This is a genomic window from Rhodoferax sp. ZS1R8, from assembly GCF_056521325.1.
Genome location: NZ_JBWMBA010000002.1, coordinates 488,041 through 506,440 on the forward strand (window position 1 = coordinate 488,041; position 18,400 = coordinate 506,440).

An 18,400-nucleotide genomic window follows, 5' to 3' on the forward strand; every position below is an offset into this window, starting at 1 on the left:
TTCTACCCTGGGCGCAACACCTTGGTTACCGGGTTGGTACGCAGCCGGAACGCATCCGGCATGCCCGAGCCCAAGAGCGGGCGCAGGTAGAGCCGGAATGCGTCCGTCACGTCCGTACCATTGGGCGTGATGAAGTGGTCCTCCATCACGCGGGTCTTGCCAGCCACGGCGTCCAGCGGCAGCAACTCGTAGTCCACCGAATAGAAACCAGTGCGTTTGATGGCCACCGAGCCATCACGGTCACCCCACATAGCAAACTGCACGGCCTTCTCGCCCACCTCGCGGGCTTCGCGTTGGTCTACATCGGACACACAGCCAATGAACGAGCGCTGCAGGTAGCCCAGCGTGTCGCCGCGCACGCGCTTGATGCCAAGCTTGCTTTTAATCTCCTCACACAGCAGGTCGGCCAACGCACCGCTGCCCGACAGCTGCACATTGCCGTGCGCATCGTGTTCCAGGTCTTTTGCCAGTTGCGCGGCGATGGATTGGCCGGACGCAACGTGTATGCCCTCCGACACGGCCACCACGCAGCGGCCCAGCCGATCGTACGTGGCCTTCACGTCGGCCAGGAATTGCGCCAGGTCGAAGGTGCGCTCGGGCATGTAAATCAGGTGTGGTCCATCGTCGGGGAATTTTTTGCCCAACGCCGAGGCTGCGGTCAAGAATCCGGCGTGGCGCCCCATGACCACCGCTACATACACGCCGGGCAACGCGGCGTTATCCAGATTTGCGCCAGCAAAGGCTTGGGCCACAAAACGTGCGGCCGACGGAAAACCCGGTGTGTGGTCGTTGCCCACCAGGTCGTTGTCAATCGTCTTGGGGATGTGGATGCAGCGCAGCGCGTAGTTGGCCTTGCGCGCCTGTTCGCTGACGATGCGCACGGTATCGCTGGAATCGTTGCCGCCGATGTAAAAGAAGTGGCCGATCTCGTGGGCCTGCAGCACCTTGAAGATCTCATGGCAGTAGGCAGCATCGGGCTTGTCGCGCGTGGAGCCCAGCGCGCTCGATGGCGTGTTGGCAACCATCTCCAGGTTGTGGCTGGTCTCTTGTGTCAGGTGCACAAAATCCTCGTTGACAATGCCGCGCACGCCGTGGCGGGCGCCGTAGACATGGGCGATGTTGGCAAAGCGCCGCGCCTCCAGCGCCACGCCCACCAGGGACTGGTTGATGACGGCAGTAGGGCCTCCGCCCTGTGCGACGAGAATTTTTCCTGATGCCATGGTGTGGGTCCTGTGATGTGGTGGTAGGGACAAACTCATCGTAGCAAGTTCCGCATGCCCACCCATGCCATACTCCCGCCCGGGCTGCTCAACGCGGCCCGAGCGGGAGCCCAAACAACAACAGGATTGCAGCAAGAGAATGAGCAACACAGACGCGATTTCCAAACACTTGGCGGAATTATTGGCCGAGGGCGTGACAGTAGTCCCCAATCCGTATCCAGCGGATTTCATCGACAGCCTACGGGCAGATGTCAAAGCTTTCATGCTGCGCAACACGGCGATTTTTGACAAGCACCTGGACGTCGACGGCCACTACCCGCGCATCATCAATCTGCATTTGGCATTCCCCGAACTGCTGTCGGTCTTCACCGATAACCCGGTCGCACTAGGCGTGCAGGACGGCTTCTTCAACGCCAGTTCTTCCATCTACACCACGTTGTACTACGAGCGTGGCTCGGCGCAGCCGATTCATCGCGATTCCCCGTACTTTTGCACCCGCCCCGAACTTCGCTACCTCGGGGTGTGGGTCGCGCTGGAGGATGCCAACGAGGTCAACGGATGCCTGGAGGTCATTCGCAAGGGGCACTTGCTGCCGGAACTGGACCGTGAGCGACTGGCGCTGGAGGAATATGCATCCCTGGATGCCGTCCCGTCGGACTCTCAGGTGATGTGGGATAAGTACCAAGGCCGAGTGACCCAACAGTGCATGGACGCAGGCTTGAAGGTAGAGAAGGTTGCGGTGAAGGCCGGCGATACGGTGATCTGGCATCCGCAGTTGCCGCACGGTGGATCGGCTATCGGAGACATTTCGCGTACCCGGCATTCGCTGGTAATGCATGTGGCACCCTTGGGCACGCCGGTGTACCACCAGGATGTGTTTTTTAACCCCGCCAAGCTGATGCCTGAAAAATCGGCCTGGAAATACCTCGATTGCAAAGACCGGAAATATGCGGCACACCGGTTTGTCGAGTTCGGGCACGCCGACCCTACACCCCCCAAGGCGTTCAACCGATCCCCAGGCAAAGGCGTAGTCGGGAACACGTTGTCGAAGCTGGTAGGACGCTTTACAGGGTCGGCCGGCACCTAAGGCTGCCGTGGCGAGCCTGCCTGCAGCAACTGTGCCATGTCTTCAAAGCCCATCAGAAGGGCCAGGCGCAGGGCCGTCAGGCCGTCTTTATTGACCAAGGACGTATCGGCGCCCATGTCCAGCAACTTGCGCACAGTTGCTGCGCGGCGGTAGCGCACGGCCAGCATCAACGCGGTGTTGCCGTTGTCGTCGCGGGTGTCCATAGCAACGCCTTGCGCAAGCAACTCCTGCATGGATCGTGTGTCCCCGCTGCGCGCTGATTCCAAAAACTGCGTCGTTGCCGCGCCGACGCCGGCATCACGCGCGCGGTTTGTCTGCGCGGGCGCTGCCTTGGCTGCTGGCGCAGCAGCGCGCATGGTGGATTCGGCATTGGCCACGGAAGGGGCTTCGTTGCGCGCCACTGCAACATCCCCCGTCGCTTGGGCCGAGTCCTGCGCCGGTGCAGCGGGTGCAATCGGTGCGCGGGGCGCAATGGATTGACTGGGCGCGGTTGGCTTCGCAGTGGCCACTTCTGCGGCCTTGGCAGGGGGCGGTGCGACAGCCGCAACGGGCGGCTTTGGGGTAACCGTGTCGGGTACGGCAGCGCCGGGTGGCGCCGGGCGTGCGGCGGATGCTGTAGCCGGCGCTTCGCCAGGCGCCACCGTGCCCAGCGCTGCCTCACGCACTTCGGGCGCACCGCGGTCTATCTGCACATACAACAAACCCGCCAGGCCAACGACGGCCAGGCTGGCGGCCAGCGACATCGTCCACTGGGGTTGGTTGGCGGCGGGCTTGGCGACTGTCTTTGAGGCCGGTGTGCCATCTGCGCGCTGGAGCTCTGCCGCCTGGTCGCGCAGCATTTGCGCATGCGCGCGCGCCGCATGCCGCACGCGGTCCGATGGCCGGCGCGGGTCTTGCGCCACGGCGTCTGTGTAGCGCTCCAATAGCTCGTCATTCAGCTTCTCAGGCGGCTCAGTCATGCGTACTCCTGCAGCAGTTCCTTCAGGCGGCTGCGCGCGTAGCGCAGGCGACTTTTGGCGGTTTCAAAACTGACACCGGTGGTCTTCGCAATCTCCTGGACGTCCATGCCTGCTTCTGCCTGCAGCATGAAGGCCTCGCGCTGCGCAAACGGCAGTTGCTCGATGGCGTCGAGCAGGGCCCGCGCCTGTTCCTTGGATTCCAGACGTCTCAGTGGCCCAAAGCCCGAGTTGGCGGCCAGGGTCTGCACCAGTGCCACGCTGTCGGATTCGCCATCTGCGTCACCATCCAGGCTCACGTGCTGTTTGGCGGTGCGAAAGTGGTCCACCAACCGGTTGTGCGCCATCGTGAACAGCCAGGTCTTGAATTTGGCGGTGGGCTGGTAGGTAGCGGCGTGCCGTGCCACCGCAAACCACACGTCTTGCAGCAGGTCGTCGGCCAGGGCCTGCACGCGCACGCTGCGAAACACATAGCGCCACACGGCCATCTCGTGCCGGTCGTACAGCAGGTTGAAGGCTTGCAGATTACCGCCGGCATAGCGCAGCATCAACGACTCGTCGGTGTCTGATGAAGGGTCATGGGTAACGCTGGCCATGGCCCGCATTATGGTGCGGCTGACAGGCTCAGTACTGGCGTGCCGGAGGATCAGGCACGTAGGACATACGGTCCGAATGGGGAAAGGGGTTGGGCACGTGGCCCGGACGCTCTACGATGACACCGGCGGCAACCAAGTTTTCGCGGCTGTCGTAGCGGATGGAGATGACCTCGTTGGGCTGCGATTGCAGCCGCTCAAAGCTGGTGTGCGACACGTAGGAGTCTTCACGCTGGCCATGGCCCGTGCCCAGCTTGGGCGATGGCATGGCTGGGCGCGCAAAGCCGCTGGCATCGGCAGCCCGGCTGCGCTCGGCCATGGCTTCGGCCGGTGCGGCGGTGGCAGGGGCCGCAGCTGCAGCGCCCATACTCTTTTGTGGCGCAGCATTTGCGGCGGCAGCGGGCGGTGGTGGCGCACTGCTGCTACTGTCCATGCGCGACGACTCCCGGTAGTCGCGCTCCTGCCGATAGGGCATGGGAGTGGGCAGTGCCACGGGCTCGGGCAGGCGCTCCTTGAACAATGCCACGCCAATGACGCCCACCTGATTAGGGCGCCCTGTGCGCTCTGCGTAGGAATCGCTGGCCGCTGCAAATTCAAACGCCGCGACTTCGGAGTTGCTCTTGCGCCAGCCGATTATCTGGTAGTGGTAGTTGGCATTGAACACATAGCCGGTTTGCCCCCATGCGGCCGTTGCACCGTTGACCACGTTGATACCGTCCACCGATGTGACCGCCATCAGACGTTCGCCGAGCTTGTTGCGGATGGCGATGGCGTAGCGCGCCCCCGGTGCACCGGCTACCCAATACTCGCCCTTGCTGTAGTACACCGGCAGCGTGGCCCCGGTGTTGCGGTCAGTGACGGTGACGTCGGCCAGACGCCCAATGGCCTGGGCCTGCAGGCCGCTGCACACCAGGACCACGGCCAGACCCAGCCGGTTCAGATGCTTGTACATGTCGACTCCTTGAAAACGGGTTGAGGAGTGGACTGAAACGAAGCAGGGCAGGCAATGGGGTTAACAAGTCAAAGATATTTATGGAGGCCGGACTGCTGGCCTTGGAATTTTCTGGCTCCCGCCCAAGGCGCTCATGGCCGGTTGACCACATGCCTGATTGGTGAAATAGGCTGTAGCCCTCGTGCAGCAGGCGTAAGCAGCTACTGAATTCATAGCATCCATGAGTGGTCGGCGCTAAAAGTGCGATGCCACACAGACGTGGCGTGGTGGCTGCGTAGCATGGGCGTACGGGTGTGCGAACCGATCCATTGCGGCGCAAACCCCGGGGCAAGGCCACCGTGGCCAGCCTTTCGTCCACACGTTTTGTAACGGAGGTATCACTTATGGAAGTAGCAGTCGTCGACCACCAATTGCTCATCATCGGCAGCCTGATCGCTTTGCTGTTAGTAGCCCTGTTGGCACGCCACTTTGGCCAACGCAACACCCACGGCGCCCACAGCCGTTACGGCGATGATCACAGCCAAGCCATCACCGAAATGGGTAACCGCACGCGGGCCGAGGCCCAGCGCAAAGAGCGCGAGCGGTTGAGCGCCACATCGCCTAACCTGAGCCGCTAAGGCCGCACGGCCTTTACCGGTCTCTCGGCGTGCTGACGCGCCGGGAGGCTTGGCGTGCGGTGGAGCAATCGGTGCAATGAGTAGCCCGGTGCTTTGCGAAGACAATCGGGCCTGTCTATACAATTTTCCCAGCTACTCTTTGGCTCGGGAACTGATCCGATGCTTCCACTGTTCAGGTATGCCAGCACGATATTGCTGGCGGCTTCTTCTGCCGCGGCCTTGGCCGAAGCCCCGTTTTCTTTTGCCACCACACCGGGCAAGCTCCCGAAAAATGTTGTGCCAGTGGATTACAAAATCCACATCGTGCCCGACCTGACGGCGTTCACATTCACCGGCACCGAAGACATCCGCATTGATGTGCGCAGCGCCACGCGCAAGATCGTCTTAAACGCCAACCAGATCACGGTGGACGAAGCTTCGTTGAGCGGGCCGGGCATGGTGCCGCAAAACCTGCAGCCCCAACTCAACAAGGCGCAGCAAACGCTGAGCTTTGCGCTGCCACAGCGCCTGCCCAAGGGGCGCTACACGCTGGGGCTGCGGTATCGCGGCGTTATCAACCGCTCAGCGCAGGGCCTGTACTACGATCGGTACAAGGTTGGGGCCGATGAGAAGATCATGATCGGCAGCAACCTGGAGGCCACCGACGCGCGCAGCTTTTTCCCGTCGTGGGACGAGCCCGTATTTCGCGCACGCTTTCAGATGACGGCGGACGTGCCTGCCAGTTTTACTGCCATCTCTAATATGCCAGTCGAGCAGCAGCAAACCCTGCCCAACGGCTGGAAGCGTTTTCGCTTTGCCCAAACGCCCAGCATGTCCACTTATCTCGTAGTGCTCGCGGCGGGCGAACTGGAACGCAGCAGCGCCATGCAGGATGGCACCGAGATCGGCGTCGTTACCACTTTAGGCAAGCAGGCATCGGCTGCCTATGCGCTAAAGGCTAGCCAAGACCTGGTGCAGTACTACAACGAATACTTCGGCGTGCCGTACCCCTTGCCCAAGCTCGACCAGATCGCAGTGCCCGGCGGCTTTGGCGGTGCCATGGAAAATTGGGGAGGCGTCATCTACAACGAGACCACGATGCTGTACGACCCGGCTAAGAGCCCGGTGGCCACACAGCAGCGTGTTTTCAGCACCATTGCCCACGAAACCGCGCACCAATGGTTTGGCAACCTGGTCACGATGGCCTGGTGGGACAACCTGTGGCTCAACGAGGCCTTTGCATCGTGGATGGAGGCCAAAGCCACGGCGCACTTCAACCCGCAGTGGCACGGTGCGCTGGCAGCGAACGACGTCCGTGAAAGCGCGATGGCCCACGACGCACTGCGCAGTTCGCACCCCATCTACCAGCCCATCACCAACGAGAGCCAGGCCAACGATGCGTTTGACCGCATCACCTATGACAAGGGCCAGGCCTTTGTGCGCATGCTGGAGGCTTACCTGGGCGAAGACCGGTTCCGCCAAGGCATTCGCAGCTATGTGGCCCAGCACCAGTACGCCAACACCACCAGCGCCGATCTATGGGCTGCACTGTCCAGTGCGTCGGGCAAGCCGGTGGACGCCATCGCTCGCGGCTGGACGCTACAGGCAGGCTTTCCGCTAGTGCAGGTGGATGCCGTATGCGAGAACGGCCAGCGCAAGATCACGCTGCGCCAGCAGCAGTTCTTGCTGGACCGCGGCAGCAGCCAGCGGCTGTGGAGCGTGCCGGTGCAGATCGGCATGCAAGACGGAAAGCCCGATTACGTACTGCTGCAGCAGCGCAGCCAGAACGTGCTGCGCCCCGGCTGCACAGCGCCGCTGGTGCTGGACCCTGACAGCGTGGGCTTCTACCGTGTTCAATACGCGCCGCAACTGTTGGCTGACCTGACGCGGGACATTGCCAGCTTGCCCGGCAGTGCACGTGTCAAGGTCATGACCGATGCGGGCGCACTGTTTACCAATGGACGCTTGCCGGTGGCGTCGTACTTTGGGCTGGTGAAGGCCTTGTCCGACGAGCCGCGCATGGCGGTCTGGAATCTTGTGCTGGGCCGCCTGCAGGGCCTGGACCATTTGGCCGGAGACGATACACAGTACGCGGCATTGCGCCCGGCGTTGCGCCGTTTCGCACTGGCTGCGGCCCGCCCCAAATTCAAGCAACTGGGATGGGACAGCGTGGCAGGCGAATCGGTGGACAACGCGCAACTGCGCACCGCGCTGATCCACTTTCTGGCCAGCATGGGGGACGCTGAGGTCATCGCCGAGGCGCAGGCCCGCTTTGCCCGCTATCAAACGGACCCCGCCAGTCTGGAGCCAGCGCTATTGGACGTGGTGACCCGCACCGTGGGTCTGTACGCCGACCAGACCACCTATGACAGCCTGCTGGACCACGCGCGCAAGGCCGAGGGCACCGAAGAAAAAGACCGCTTCTACATGGCCGCGTTGTCGGTGCTGGACCCTGCGCTGGCCGCGCAGGCCCTGCCGCTGGCGTTGTCCAAGGACATACCCCCGCTCGTCGCCAGCCGCGTGCTGTTGCAGCTGAGTTTGGAGCACACGGCAAAGGTCTGGACCTATGCCGAAACGCATCGCGATGCACTGCTGAAAATGCAGCCAGACTACGACCGCAACGAATTTTTGTCCCTGCTGCTGCGCCATGCCTCAGACGTAAAGTATGCCGACGCGCTGCTGGCAGCAGCCAAGGCGCAGCGTTCGCCCGAAGCCCTAGTCCTGGCACAGCGCAGCGCCGAGGCCATACGCTTGCGCGCCCGCAACAAGGCACGCCTGCTGCCGCAACTGGCACGGTGGTTGGCGGTGTGACGGCGCCATCATTGCCCGCCTTGAACCTCCATGGTCTGGGCGTGCAAGCGTACTAGAGCAGGCACTCGCCGCTGACGACGCGCCAGACCATCTGTTGGCGGTAGCCCGGGGGCTGGGCTTCAAAGAATTGCCACGCTGCTTTTTGCTTGCGAAATAGCGCGTCCTCATGCGGCAACAGTGCGGCAGTTTCCGTCGGTGCCGCGCTTGTAGAGCCCGACGAGCAACCCGTATTCGGTTGCCGCGTGCTGGGCCGACCAGGCGCGGAACTCTGCAGGAGTTTTGAAGAAGGTGGGTGGCATGGCAACGGGAGTTTTTGGCACAGAAGATTCAGTTACTGGCCACCCACCACGGAGTGGACGAATTCCGTTTTAGCTTGCGTATAAGCCTCCCGGTCCGTGCGGTGTTCAGCGGCCAGCTCAGTCTTCAAGTGTGCGTAGCGTTGCGCAAGGCTGGGGTCGGCGCGCAAAGCATCGCGAAAGCGCAGCCGACGCAACCACTGCGCGCTATCCATGACCACCAGGTGCAGGTGGTGCGTGCGTTGTCCATTTGCCCATCGCATCAACCAGCGGCGATCGGTCAGCGCGGCGTTGAATTCGATTGACGTGGTGTATTGCGATTGCAGCAGCGGCACCATCAACGCATCAGCTACCTCCATGGACGCAACACCGCCCAACAGGTCGATGATGGGCTTGGCTGGCATACCGGGAATGGCTGTGCTGCCGAAGTGCTGCACGTCGAGAAATTGCGTGGGGAACAAGCTCAGCAAACGTTCGCGCTCCCCCAGGAAGCGCGTTGGCCACTGAGGGTTGTACGGATGCAAGGCCACGTCTTCGTGTATGGCGCGTTGCAGGGATTCGGCTTCGGTCATGGTGTCACTTCACGTTACGCCCAGTTTGCAGGCGTTTTCAAGTTCACCATAGCCCAGCCGCTTGGCATCCGAATGGGGCAGGCACAGCGCTCTACACACAATGAAAAAGCCCTCACTAGGAGGGCTTTTGTCGCGATACAGAGTCTCCGTATCAGGCAAACACGCCCGCCGTATCCTGCATACGATTGGACACTTCGCCCAAGTGGTGCAGGCTGTCGCCAAAAGTCATTTCCAGTTGCGTCAGCTTCTTGAAATAGTGGCTGACGATGTACTCGTCGGTCACGCCAATACCGCCGTGCAACTGTACCGCCTGCGCGGCCACAAAACGCATACTTTGGCCCAGTTGGTATTTGGCGCGGGCCATGGCGGCACGGCGCTCGGGTGCTGGCGCATTGAGCTTGAGGCTGGCGTAGTAGCTCATGGAGCGGGCCAGTTCGAGTTGCATCTTCATGTCGGCGGCGCGGTGGCGCAGGGCCTGGAAGGTGCTGATGACCACGCCGAACTGCTTGCGCGTGTTAAGGTATTCGGCGGTGATGGCCATGGTCTTGTCCATGACACCCACAGCCTCGGCGCAGCTGGCTGCGATGCCGATGTCCACCGCATGCTCCAGTGCGGTCAAACCGTCTTGTGTGATCAGCGTGGCGGGGGCGTTCTTCAGCACCAGTTCGGCCGCGCGGCTGCCGTCTTGCGTGCCGTAGCCGCGAGTAGTCACGCCGGCTGACTGGCGCTCCACCAGAAACAGCGCCAACTGGCTGTTGATCTTGGCCGGTACGATGAACGCGTCAGCGTGGTCACCGACGGGTACTACGCTTTTTGTAGCGTTCAACACATAGCCGCCGGGGGCTTGCGTGGCTTTTGCTTCACACGCATCGAGCTTGTAGCGGGCTGCACGCTCTTGGTAGGCCAGCACCACAATGGCTTCGCCACTAGCCACTTTGGGCAGCCATGCGGCCTTGGTGGCGGCGTCGGCATAGCCGGCCAGCACACCACCGGCAATCAGCGATTGGGCCAAGGGTTCGAGCACGATGCCGCGGCCCAACTCTTCCATGACCACCATGCCCTCGACCGGGCCCATGCCCAGGCCGCCATCGTCCTCGGGCACGTAGAGGCCGCTCAGGCCCAGCTCGGCCAGTTCGTTCCATGCTGCGCGGTCAAAGCCGCCGGCTTTTTCGGCTGCGCGGCGGCGCTCGAAGGTGTAAGCCTTGTCCACCCATTTGCGCACCGCATCGCCGAGTTGTACTTGGTCATCAGAAAAATCGAAATCCATTTTTTTCTCCTGCTCAGCTCAAAACGGTTTGAGCCACAATGTTGCGTTGCACTTCGTTCGATCCGCCGTAAATGGTGGTCTTGCGCATGTTGAAGAAGGTTGATGCCAGCGGCGCGTTGGCCACCACGCCACCGGGGAAGTCGCCTTGCCAGCCGGCTTCCATGGCCTCGCGGATCAGAGGCAAGGAGAAGGGGCCGGCAGCCAGCATCATTAGCTCGCTGTAGCGTTGCTGTAGCTCGCTGCCGCGGATCTTCAGCAGGCCGGCAATGTCCAGCGAATTCTTGCCGGATTTTTCGGCGGCCAGCACGCGCAGCACCAACATTTCCAGCGCGACCACGTCCACCTCCATCTTGGCAACCTCGTCGCGGAATCGGGTGTCGTTCCATAGGCCTTCGGCCTTGGCGATGCGCTTCAAGCGTTCGAGTTCACGCTTGGCGCGGTTCACGTCGGCGATATTGGTGCGTTCGTGGCTCAGCAAGTGCTTGGCATAGGTCCAACCCTTGTTCTCTTCACCAATCAGGTTTTCGGCAGGCACGACGACGTTGTCAAAAAACACTTCGTTGACTTCGGCGTCACCGTCCAATAGCACGATGGGGCGCACGGTCACCCCGGGTGACTTCATGTCGATCAGCAAAAAGCTGATACCGGTTTGCGGTTTGCCCTCGGTGCTGGTGCGCACCAGGCAAAAGATCCACTCACCGTATTGGCCCAAGGTGGTCCAGGTCTTTTGACCGTTGACCAGATAGGTGTTGCCCTGGCGCTCGGCGCGGGTCTTGACCGATGCCAGGTCCGAGCCGGAACCGGGTTCGCTGTATCCCTGGCTCCACCACACTTCGCCGCTGGCAATGCCGGGCAAAAAACGTTGCTGTTGTTCGGCGTTGCCAAAAGCCATGATCACGGGCGCCACCATGACCGGGCCAAAAGGCACAACACGCGGCGCGCCGGCCAGTGCGCATTCTTCTTCAAACAGGTGCTTTTGGACCGAGTTCCAACCCGGTCCACCAAACTCCTTGGGCCAGGCATGGCCCAGCCAGCCCTTTTTGCCCAGGATCTTGGCCCAGCGCTGCATATCGTCGCGCGTCAGGTGCAGGGCGTTGTGTACTTTGTGGGCAATATCCGCAGGCAGGTTGGCACCCACCCAGGCGCGAATGTCTTCGCGGAATTGCTGTTCTTCGGGGGTAAAGGCCAGATCCATCAAAACTCTCCAATAAGGTGTGTACCCCCACGCTCTACCGCTGCGCGGGTCGCTGCGCCCAAGGGGGCTAACTCGCCTTGGGGCGGCCCGGCGGCGAGTTGAGCCCAGTTTTTAGCACGGTCGTTCGATTCGCTCTGTCAAAGTTGTGACAGGATACCTAGACTTTTAGCTTGGCGCATACACGATGACTGTGGAACCCGTAACGTACAAACCGTCCCGCCTGCGCGGCGCGTTATTGCGCCTGTTGCCCAGCGGGGCCGATCCCATTGCGCTCGTCCTGCTGGGCGCTAAAGCCTTGCGTGCATTTGGTGACGGCTATATGGCGGTGTTACTGCCGGCGTATCTGCTGGCCATAGGGCTGGGCACGTTAGAGGTCGGCATTGTCAGCACCGCGACCATGTTGGGCTCTGCGCTGGCCACGTTGGCGGTCGGTGCCTGGGGCTACCGCTTTGCGGGGCGCAAGTTGTTGCGCGGTGCCGCCCTATTGATGGTCGCCACCGGTCTGTGTTTTGCCAGCTTTGCGTCGTTCTGGCCTTTGCTCGTCGTTGCGCTGGTGGGTACGCTGAACCCCAGCTCGGGTGACGTCAGTGTTTTCTTGCCGCTGGAGCACGCGCGCCTGGCCGCCGCTGCGCAGGGCCATGCACGCACCGCGCTGTTTGCGCGTTACAGCTTGCTGGGCGCTCTGTGTGCGGCGTTGGGGGCGCTGGCGGCGGCCGTGCCGGATTGGATGGTGCTCCATGCCGGCTTGGCGCGGCTGGATGCATTGCGTGGCATGTTCGTGGTCTACGCGGCGCTGGGGTTGGCGGTGTTTTGGCTGTACCGGCGGCTGCCTGCTGCCAGTGCCGCAGGGGAGTCAGTGCAGCCTGCACCACTAGGCCCTTCGCGCGGCGTTGTGGTGCGGCTGGCGGCACTGTTCAGCGTAGATGCTTTCGCCGGTGGGCTGGTGGTTAATTCGCTGATGTCGCTGTGGTTATTGGAGCGTTTTGGGTTTTCACTGGCGCAGGCGGGCATCTTTTTCTTCTGCACCGGCTTGCTGGGTGCCGCGTCGCAGTTGGCGGCACCGCTGGTTGCACAACGCTTAGGGCTGCTGAACACCATGGTCTTCACACACCTGCCGGCCAATGTGTGCCTGGTGTTGGCTGCGCTTGCGCCCAACCTGACGATCGCGTTGGGGCTGCTGATGGTGCGCAGCGCCTTGTCGTCGATGGACGTGCCCACCCGCACCGCCTATGTGATGGCCGTGGTCACACCGGCCGAGCGCAGTGCGGCGGCCAGTTTTACGGCGGTGCCGCGCAGTCTGGCGGCGGCGTTGAGCCCCACGCTGAGCGGGGCCTTGTTCGCTGCGGGGTTGATATCGCTGCCGCTGATAGGCTGCGGCGTGTTGAAGATTGCTTACGACCTGGCGCTGTGGCGCGCCATGCGGCGGGACAAGCTCGACACGCAGTGAGGAGAGCGGTCGCAGCTGCTATTGGACGGTTGGCACTTTGCGCATCGCTTGCCGTTGGCCGTACATCAGTGTGCGCCACAGCCACTCCAGGGGACCGTAGCGAAAGCGGGTCAGCCACCAGGCACTGAACACTGTCTGTACGGCGTACACCGCAACACCAAGCACCAGCGCGTGCGCTGCACCCCATTGTCCAAAGTAACCCAGGCCGTAGCCAAAAAACACGAAGCCAAAAATGAGCGATTGCATGATGTAGTTGCTAAATGCCATGCGACCCACCGGTGCAAACGCGTTGAGCATGCGGGCCGCAACCGGATGGCTGACAAGCGCCATCACCAGGGCTGCATAAGCTGTGGCAAGGACTAGGGGTGCAAGACTGGACAATGCAGTGCCGAGGTGTCCCCAGCCCGCGAATGCCCCGGTAGCGCCTGCCGATGTCACTATGGCGCCTGCACAAGTGCCTACGCCAGCGGTTATCCAGAATCCTCGACGGTGCCGTTCTGGGTGCTGCAGCATACCGGTGCGCCACACCAACATGCCCATCAGAACCAAGGCCATCGTTCTGGGCATCACCCATATATGCAAGGGCCATAACAAATGCAGTTCGTGTTGGCTAAAGCGCCAAACGTTCAGCAGTCCACCGTTTGCATAGACCGTATTGGCCTGCGCCACGTGCTGCTGCAACGTGTTCACATCGGGCCAGGGGATGGGCAGGCCCAGCATGGGCATGGCCAGATACAGCAACAGACAGGTTGCAACCCCACTGGCAATGCCCCATGTGGGCGCGCGCAGAAAAGCCATTGCCAGCAGCCCGATCAGCGCGTACTCCGTCAGGATGTCGCCATTCCAGATGAACAGCAGATGCACCAGGCCGAACAGCAGCAGAACGACCAGCCTGCGTGTGAGCCAATAAAACGGGCGGTCACGTTCTGAGAGGCGCTCGAACAACACGGCGAGTCCTACACCAAACAGGAAGGAAAAAATTGCAAAGGCCTTCATCTCCACGACCAACGCCACGAATACTTCGACGATGCGGTCGGGCAGGGGGGCAGCTGCTTGTACCGGCAGGAACTGCCGGAAGATGGAGACCCTGAATTCGCTTATCAAATTGACAAGCAGGACGCCAAATAGTGCGATGCCTCTGAGGATGTCCAGGGCTACCAAGCGCCCTTCACAGGAAGGGGCGTTTGGTGATCGCGATGGCTCAGCGATAAAACGCCTCAACCATACCCTTCAACTTGATCAACACCGGGTTGCCTTTGCGGTCCACGGTCTTGCCGGCGGGCACTTTTACCCAGCCTTCGCTGATGCAGTACTCCGCCACGTCGTTGCGCTCCTTGCCGTTCAGGCGGATGCCGACATCGTGCTCGAATACGGCGGCGTTGAAATGTGGGCTGCGCGCGTCGGTGGACAGGTGGTCGGGCAGGGCGGGGCGTTGGGTGGCTTCGGTCATGGTTGCGTCTACTTCTAGGGATTGATTGGATTATGGGATTCTTGCGGTGGGGCAACGCCCAGTTCGGCACACAGCTTTTGCACGGTTTGGCGCAGGCTGGCCACTTCGGCCTCCAGGCGGTCTATGCGCTCTGCGGTGTTGCTGCCAGATGCACCGTCCGCGGATCGGCTGGGGGCGGACAACGCTGTGGCATCCACCGGGCCGCACAGCAGATGGGCCCAGCGCTGCTCGCGGGCACCGCTGGCGCGCGGCAATTTGACGACCAGCGGGCCACCTTTCTCAGCGGAGCGGTCTTGCAGTTCTTCCAAAAAGCCTTCGACCGACGATATATCGGCAAAGCGGTACCAGCGTTCGGCGTTCAGCCGCAACTCGCCGGCTGTCTGCGGGCCGCGCAGCATCAACAGGCCCAGCACGACGGCTGATTGTTCAGGGACGCCAATGCCACGTTGGAAGTTGTGCTCGTACCGGGCGACGCGGCTTCCGCTGGAGGTGCGCACCAAGCCCAGTGGCAGCAGCGTGTCCAGGGCGGTGGCGATCTCGGCTTCGGTGAGTTCCATCACCGGGTCGCGGCTGCTTTTCTGGTTGCAGCCCAGCATCAGCGTGTTCAACGACAGCGGGTAGCTGTCGGGAACGGTGCGGGCCTTCTCCATCAGCGTGGACAGCACGCGGGCCTCTATGGGCGTCAGTGTGATGGGGGCGGGTGCGTCCGTATTCGGGTTCATGTGGGCAGGTCGATCAATTGCGGAAACAGCCGCAATTATCGGGGCTAGCCCACGGGTCTTTCATTGCCCCCGCAGCGGCGGTGTTTCGCGGCCTGCGGTGTGGTGGGCCCGGTCCATGCCCCGGCAATGCCGTGGCTTGTCCCGCTTTGGGCTGGCACCCGTAGTGGCGCGTGCGAGCGGCTTGGCGGTAATCGACAGCAATGCGGTAGTGGTCTGCAGGATGCGGTGGAAGTTTCGGCGTGTGTCGTTGTTCTGGTTCATGGATGTCTGCTGTGTTGTATTGGATAGGGTCTGAAGCCCGGGCAGTACGATAGTTTTTCTGTCGCACCATTACCGTGCGGTGCCATACGCAAGCGGGGCTAGCCTGCGGGCTGCCCGGCGATAATTGCGACCCACATGAAGAACATCGTTATTTTGATTTCTGGCGGCGGCTCCAATATGGCGGCCATTGTCAAGACGGCAGAGCGCGAGGCCTGGGCGGACCGCCTGGGAGCCAAGGTGGCCGCCGTCATCAGCAACAAGGCCGATGCCAATGGCCTGGTCTTTGCCAAAGAGCAAGGCATCGCGACCGCGGTGCTGGACCATAAGACTTTTGCCACGCGCGACGCGTTCGACACCGAACTGGCCGCACTGATCGACCGCTACGACCAACCCGATGCCCCGGTGCTGGTGGTGCTGGCCGGCTTCATGCGCATCTTGACGCCCGGGTTTGTGGAGCGCTACACCGGGCGCCTGGTCAATATTCACCCGTCGCTGCTGCCGGCCTTCACCGGGCTGCACACCCACCAGCGCGCCATCGACGCGGGCTGCAAATTTGCCGGCGTTACGGTGCACTTGGTCACACCGGTGCTGGATGACGGCGACATACTCGCCCAGGCCGTGGTGCCGGTGCTACAAGGCGACACGGCCGACACGCTGGCCGCCCGTGTGTTGTCGCAGGAGCACCTGATTTACCCCCAGGCAGTCGCAAAACTGCTACAAAATCAGTAGCTGCTTACGCCTGTCCCACGAGGGCTACAGCCCGATTTGGCATATAGCACGGTGCTGGTCGGCTACCGCAAGCGCAGTGGGGCAAGTGCGCCGCCCAGGCGTGGCGTGGGCTTGACGGCTTCACAGGAGCGACCGGCTAGCGCAGGCGTGCCGTGCAGGGCTAACAACGCGGCAGCGGTCACCGCCCACCGGGTTTGCGTCTGGCCCGCCGCAGACAGCACCAGGCCTGCGCGGATGACGCTGACGGTCACCGCGCTCAGTTCGCCAAAGCCGTCTCCAGGCGGCGCCACTGGTCTGCGAGGGTAGCCAGGCCCAGTGGCACCGCCGCACCATCGCCCCGCTTGGCGGTCTGCTCCAGCTCCCGCGCTGTCACTCCCATGGCGACAGCACCGGTCATGCGGCAGGCGCCAGCGATTTTGTGGGCCAGGGATGTCACGGTGGCCAGATCCTGTCGGGCCACCGCTTCGGTCAACTCACCCATGCTGGCGCGCGCACCGGCCATAAAAGTCTGCAGCACGCTGGCAATGACCGCGGTCTCGGTGCCGAACATAGCGCCCAGCACACTGGGGTCAAACACGGGGAGTTCGGAAGGGTTGGCGTTCGCAGGCGTGGGGGTGTGCATGGTGGGGGTGGGTGCGTACGGCCCGATGCAGTTTAGCCGTAGAACCGCCGCTAACCCCGAGTGGGGCGGCAAGGGGTCCGGCGGGTCGGGTGGTTGGGGACGGTAAATCGAAGCCATAATCGCGCTCTGCACGAAAAAGCAGCAAACCTGAGCCCATGAACCCAAATATTCCCTATTTGCTGGTCGTCGAGGACGAACCCACGCAACGCCAAATACTGACCGAGTACCTCTCGCGCCAGGGTCTGCGCGTGGCCGCGGTACCTGATGGACGGCTGATGCGCGAGGCGCTGGCGGCAGAAATGCCGCAATTGCTGCTGCTGGACGTGGGGCTGCCGGGCGAAGACGGTTTTGCGCTGGCCCGCTGGTTGCGCGAACGCCACCCCACGTTGGGCATCATCATGGTGACCAGCGCTTCCGATTCGGTAGACCGTATCGTGGGGCTGGAGACCGGGGCCGACGATTACGTCACCAAGCCCTACGACCCGCGCGAACTGCTGGCCCGCATCAAAAGCGTGTTGCGCCGAACCCAGGCGCTGGCTGCGCATCGGGCCGAGCCGATGGCAAGTGCTAATGGTGCTGGGGAGGTGCAGCCTATTCCGCTGGGTCGTTGCAGTTTTGACCGGGGCCGCCGCGTGCTGCTGACGCCAGACGGCCTGCACGAGCAATTGACGGCCACTGAATTTGATTTGCTGGACCTGTTCTGCCAGCACCCCAACCGGCCTTTGACCCGAGAATGGCTGCTGGAAACCACGAGCCAGCGCGACTATGACGGCAGCGACCGCAGCATAGACCTGCGGATCACGCGATTGCGACGCAAGATAGAGCGTGACGCCGACAAGCCGCAAACCCTGCGCACCGTGCGTGGCGTGGGCTACATGCTGGTCTTGGACAGAAGCTGAAACTTTGACTGATTGGACGCCTGCATGGCGCCCAGCAAGGGGTTGCTGGTGATGTTGGCCCTTGGGTCTACCCGGCACCGCCGATCGCTCGCCTCAGCCGCGCGCCACACCTCTCCGAACATGTCCACAATTTCCACGCGGGTGAAATACTGGGCGATTTCGATGCACTCTGACAGGATGTTGGATGCAAACACGTGGTCGCCACCGCCTACGGGAACTACATAAAAGGCATTGCTCATATTCTTGGGCTTTACAGAAGAGGTCAGGGTTGTTAGCTGCCCGGAGTATGCAGACCCCACGTATCGCCTGCGTGTCATAGCCGCAGGGCTTTGTATCGTTTGTATCGCCGCTCAGGCTTTCACCAGTGCGCGTATGGCTTTAAGCAGAACGTCGCGGGTAAAGGGTTTGGACAAGCAGGCGTCTGCCAGCGCAACTGCGCGCTCGGCCTCCGTGTCGCTGTCGGTGTAGCTGGCCAGCAGGATGAAGCGGACGGTATCCAAGGCCGGGTTGGCCCGCACCGCCTTCAGCAGCGCATATCCGTTCATGTGCGGCATACGCACATCAGAAATCACCACGTCCGGCGCGGCGGCCAGCACCTGGTCTAACGCGGCACGGCCATCGGGTGCCGTAGTGACGCCATAGCCTTCCAGTGTCAGCAGGGTGGCTATGAGCTGGCGGATGCTGGGTTCGTCATCGACGATCAAGACGCGTGTCATGCCCCGGAT

The 18,400-nt window shown here is 62.2% G+C and carries 23 protein-coding genes; 6 read left to right on the plus strand and 17 right to left on the minus strand.

The genetic code is table 11. The features are described from left to right. Nucleotides 1–2 precede the first annotated feature (2 nt). Nucleotides 3–1,220, minus strand: coding sequence for a 6-phosphofructokinase (locus AC097P_RS08295; RefSeq protein WP_479609921.1), 1,218 nt, complete (start codon nt 1,218–1,220; stop codon nt 3–5). Between the two features lie 139 nt (nt 1,221–1,359). On the opposite strand from AC097P_RS08295, the gene AC097P_RS08300 reads away from it, so the two are divergent. Continuing rightward, a complete protein-coding gene (locus AC097P_RS08300; RefSeq protein ID WP_479609922.1) occupies nt 1,360–2,307 on the plus strand; it encodes a phytanoyl-CoA dioxygenase family protein in 948 nt (315 codons plus the stop codon). Here the strand turns inward: AC097P_RS08300 and AC097P_RS08305 are convergent. From AC097P_RS08305 to AC097P_RS08315, 3 genes are read right to left on the minus strand one after another with little or no spacing between them, the layout of a single operon-like run. Continuing rightward, a complete protein-coding gene (locus AC097P_RS08305) occupies nt 2,304–3,266 on the minus strand; it encodes an ankyrin repeat domain-containing protein (RefSeq protein WP_479609923.1) in 963 nt (320 codons plus the stop codon). The two genes, AC097P_RS08300 and AC097P_RS08305, sit on opposite strands and share 4 nt — an antisense overlap. Continuing rightward, on the minus strand, nt 3,263–3,859 hold the full coding sequence (locus AC097P_RS08310) for a sigma-70 family RNA polymerase sigma factor (RefSeq protein WP_479609924.1): 597 nt from the start codon (nt 3,857–3,859) through the stop codon (nt 3,263–3,265). Before AC097P_RS08310 ends, AC097P_RS08305 begins: the two co-directional genes overlap by 4 nt. Before the next feature lie 28 nt (nt 3,860–3,887). Next, nucleotides 3,888–4,808, minus strand: coding sequence for a hypothetical protein (locus AC097P_RS08315; RefSeq protein WP_479609925.1), 921 nt, complete (start codon nt 4,806–4,808; stop codon nt 3,888–3,890). A 383-nt stretch (nt 4,809–5,191) separates the two neighbouring features. Between AC097P_RS08315 and AC097P_RS08320 the strand changes: the two genes are divergently transcribed. Both AC097P_RS08320 and AC097P_RS08325 read left to right on the plus strand, forming a co-directional pair. Then, entirely contained in the window at nt 5,192–5,425 is a 234-nt protein-coding gene (locus AC097P_RS08320) for a hypothetical protein (RefSeq protein WP_479609926.1), read from the plus strand. A 159-nt stretch (nt 5,426–5,584) separates the two neighbouring features. Further along, nucleotides 5,585–8,215, plus strand: coding sequence for a M1 family metallopeptidase (locus tag AC097P_RS08325; RefSeq protein WP_479609927.1), 2,631 nt, complete (start codon nt 5,585–5,587; stop codon nt 8,213–8,215). Nucleotides 8,216–8,267: 52 nt separating this feature from the next. Here the strand turns inward: AC097P_RS08325 and AC097P_RS08330 are convergent, their stop codons facing one another. The 5 genes from AC097P_RS08330 to AC097P_RS08350 form a co-directional block, all read right to left on the minus strand. Beyond that, complete coding sequence (locus AC097P_RS08330) at nt 8,268–8,390, minus strand: YdeI/OmpD-associated family protein (RefSeq protein WP_479609928.1); 123 nt, start codon at nt 8,388–8,390, stop codon at nt 8,268–8,270. Beyond that, on the minus strand, nt 8,380–8,514 hold the full coding sequence (locus tag AC097P_RS08335) for a hypothetical protein (protein WP_479609929.1): 135 nt from the start codon (nt 8,512–8,514) through the stop codon (nt 8,380–8,382). The genes AC097P_RS08330 and AC097P_RS08335 overlap by 11 nt, the downstream gene beginning before the upstream one ends. Before the next feature lie 32 nt (nt 8,515–8,546). After that, nucleotides 8,547–9,083, minus strand: a complete 537-nt coding sequence (locus AC097P_RS08340) for a GrpB family protein (protein ID WP_479609930.1) — start codon at nt 9,081–9,083, stop codon at nt 8,547–8,549. Nucleotides 9,084–9,234: 151 nt separating this feature from the next. Further along, nucleotides 9,235–10,350 (minus strand): acyl-CoA dehydrogenase family protein, encoded by a 1,116-nt coding sequence (locus AC097P_RS08345; protein ID WP_479609931.1) that lies wholly within the window; start codon nt 10,348–10,350, stop codon nt 9,235–9,237. A gap of 13 nt (nt 10,351–10,363) precedes the next feature. Continuing rightward, complete coding sequence (locus AC097P_RS08350; protein ID WP_479609932.1) at nt 10,364–11,545, minus strand: acyl-CoA dehydrogenase family protein; 1,182 nt, start codon at nt 11,543–11,545, stop codon at nt 10,364–10,366. 190 nt (nt 11,546–11,735) lie between these two features. Between AC097P_RS08350 and AC097P_RS08355 the strand changes: the two genes are divergently transcribed. After that, on the plus strand, nt 11,736–12,992 hold the full coding sequence (locus AC097P_RS08355) for an MFS transporter (RefSeq protein WP_479609933.1): 1,257 nt from the start codon (nt 11,736–11,738) through the stop codon (nt 12,990–12,992). A gap of 18 nt (nt 12,993–13,010) precedes the next feature. Here the strand turns inward: AC097P_RS08355 and AC097P_RS08360 are convergent, their stop codons facing one another. From AC097P_RS08360 to AC097P_RS08375, 4 genes are read right to left on the minus strand one after another with little or no spacing between them, the layout of a single operon-like run. Next, nucleotides 13,011–14,153 carry a DUF418 domain-containing protein gene (locus AC097P_RS08360; protein ID WP_479609934.1) on the minus strand — a complete coding sequence of 381 codons (1,143 nt, stop codon included), beginning with the start codon at nt 14,151–14,153 and terminating at the stop codon, nt 13,011–13,013. A gap of 40 nt (nt 14,154–14,193) precedes the next feature. Next, entirely contained in the window at nt 14,194–14,442 is a 249-nt protein-coding gene (locus tag AC097P_RS08365) for a DUF3297 family protein (RefSeq protein ID WP_479609935.1), read from the minus strand. 14 nt (nt 14,443–14,456) lie between these two features. Then, nucleotides 14,457–15,164 carry a YceH family protein gene (locus AC097P_RS08370; RefSeq protein ID WP_479609936.1) on the minus strand — a complete coding sequence of 236 codons (708 nt, stop codon included), beginning with the start codon at nt 15,162–15,164 and terminating at the stop codon, nt 14,457–14,459. A 60-nt stretch (nt 15,165–15,224) separates the two neighbouring features. Continuing rightward, nucleotides 15,225–15,425: a hypothetical protein gene (locus AC097P_RS08375; RefSeq protein ID WP_479609937.1), complete on the minus strand. Its 201-nt coding sequence runs from the start codon at nt 15,423–15,425 to the stop codon at nt 15,225–15,227. Between the two features lie 135 nt (nt 15,426–15,560). Here AC097P_RS08375 and purN point away from each other — a divergent pair, with 135 nt between their 5' ends. Then, nucleotides 15,561–16,154, plus strand: coding sequence for a phosphoribosylglycinamide formyltransferase (purN, locus tag AC097P_RS08380; RefSeq protein ID WP_479609938.1), 594 nt, complete (start codon nt 15,561–15,563; stop codon nt 16,152–16,154). Between the two features lie 62 nt (nt 16,155–16,216). Here purN and AC097P_RS08385 read toward each other — a convergent pair whose 3' ends face one another. Together AC097P_RS08385 and AC097P_RS08390 are read right to left on the minus strand one after the other, a co-directional pair. After that, nucleotides 16,217–16,444: a hypothetical protein gene (locus tag AC097P_RS08385; protein ID WP_479609939.1), complete on the minus strand. Its 228-nt coding sequence runs from the start codon at nt 16,442–16,444 to the stop codon at nt 16,217–16,219. Then, the gene (locus AC097P_RS08390; RefSeq protein ID WP_479609940.1) at nt 16,411–16,776 is read right to left on the minus strand and encodes an Hpt domain-containing protein; all 366 of its coding nucleotides are present in this window, start codon (nt 16,774–16,776) and stop codon (nt 16,411–16,413) included. Before AC097P_RS08390 ends, AC097P_RS08385 begins: the two co-directional genes overlap by 34 nt. A gap of 155 nt (nt 16,777–16,931) precedes the next feature. Here AC097P_RS08390 and AC097P_RS08395 point away from each other — a divergent pair, with 155 nt between their 5' ends. Next, complete coding sequence (locus AC097P_RS08395; protein WP_479609941.1) at nt 16,932–17,675, plus strand: response regulator; 744 nt, start codon at nt 16,932–16,934, stop codon at nt 17,673–17,675. Here the strand turns inward: AC097P_RS08395 and AC097P_RS08400 are convergent. Further along, complete coding sequence (locus AC097P_RS08400; protein WP_479609942.1) at nt 17,648–17,914, minus strand: hypothetical protein; 267 nt, start codon at nt 17,912–17,914, stop codon at nt 17,648–17,650. The two genes, AC097P_RS08395 and AC097P_RS08400, sit on opposite strands and share 28 nt — an antisense overlap. A gap of 111 nt (nt 17,915–18,025) precedes the next feature. Beyond that, complete coding sequence (locus AC097P_RS08405) at nt 18,026–18,391, minus strand: response regulator (protein ID WP_479609943.1); 366 nt, start codon at nt 18,389–18,391, stop codon at nt 18,026–18,028. Nucleotides 18,392–18,400 lie beyond the last annotated feature (9 nt).

Bases quoted from the DNA above. Each gene is read 5' to 3' on its own strand.
- AC097P_RS08295 (WP_479609921.1), bottom strand. From the start codon at position 1,220: ATGGCATCAGGAAAAATTCTCGTCGCACAGGGCGGAGGCCCTACTGCC.
- AC097P_RS08300 (WP_479609922.1), top strand. From the start codon at position 1,360: ATGAGCAACACAGACGCGATTTCCAAACACTTGGCGGAATTATTGGCC.
- AC097P_RS08305 (WP_479609923.1), bottom strand. From the start codon at position 3,266: ATGACTGAGCCGCCTGAGAAGCTGAATGACGAGCTATTGGAGCGCTAC.
- AC097P_RS08310 (WP_479609924.1), bottom strand. From the start codon at position 3,859: ATGGCCAGCGTTACCCATGACCCTTCATCAGACACCGACGAGTCGTTG.
- AC097P_RS08315 (WP_479609925.1), bottom strand. From the start codon at position 4,808: ATGTACAAGCATCTGAACCGGCTGGGTCTGGCCGTGGTCCTGGTGTGC.
- AC097P_RS08320 (WP_479609926.1), top strand. From the start codon at position 5,192: ATGGAAGTAGCAGTCGTCGACCACCAATTGCTCATCATCGGCAGCCTG.
- AC097P_RS08325 (WP_479609927.1), top strand. From the start codon at position 5,585: ATGCTTCCACTGTTCAGGTATGCCAGCACGATATTGCTGGCGGCTTCT.
- AC097P_RS08335 (WP_479609929.1), bottom strand. From the start codon at position 8,514: ATGCCACCCACCTTCTTCAAAACTCCTGCAGAGTTCCGCGCCTGGTCG.
- AC097P_RS08340 (WP_479609930.1), bottom strand. From the start codon at position 9,083: ATGACCGAAGCCGAATCCCTGCAACGCGCCATACACGAAGACGTGGCC.
- AC097P_RS08345 (WP_479609931.1), bottom strand. From the start codon at position 10,350: ATGGATTTCGATTTTTCTGATGACCAAGTACAACTCGGCGATGCGGTG.
- AC097P_RS08350 (WP_479609932.1), bottom strand. From the start codon at position 11,545: ATGGATCTGGCCTTTACCCCCGAAGAACAGCAATTCCGCGAAGACATT.
- AC097P_RS08365 (WP_479609935.1), bottom strand. From the start codon at position 14,442: ATGACCGAAGCCACCCAACGCCCCGCCCTGCCCGACCACCTGTCCACC.
- AC097P_RS08370 (WP_479609936.1), bottom strand. From the start codon at position 15,164: ATGAACCCGAATACGGACGCACCCGCCCCCATCACACTGACGCCCATA.
- AC097P_RS08375 (WP_479609937.1), bottom strand. From the start codon at position 15,425: ATGAACCAGAACAACGACACACGCCGAAACTTCCACCGCATCCTGCAG.
- purN (WP_479609938.1), top strand. From the start codon at position 15,561: ATGAAGAACATCGTTATTTTGATTTCTGGCGGCGGCTCCAATATGGCG.
- AC097P_RS08390 (WP_479609940.1), bottom strand. From the start codon at position 16,776: ATGCACACCCCCACGCCTGCGAACGCCAACCCTTCCGAACTCCCCGTG.
- AC097P_RS08395 (WP_479609941.1), top strand. From the start codon at position 16,932: ATGAACCCAAATATTCCCTATTTGCTGGTCGTCGAGGACGAACCCACG.
- AC097P_RS08400 (WP_479609942.1), bottom strand. From the start codon at position 17,914: ATGAGCAATGCCTTTTATGTAGTTCCCGTAGGCGGTGGCGACCACGTG.
- AC097P_RS08405 (WP_479609943.1), bottom strand. From the start codon at position 18,391: ATGACACGCGTCTTGATCGTCGATGACGAACCCAGCATCCGCCAGCTC.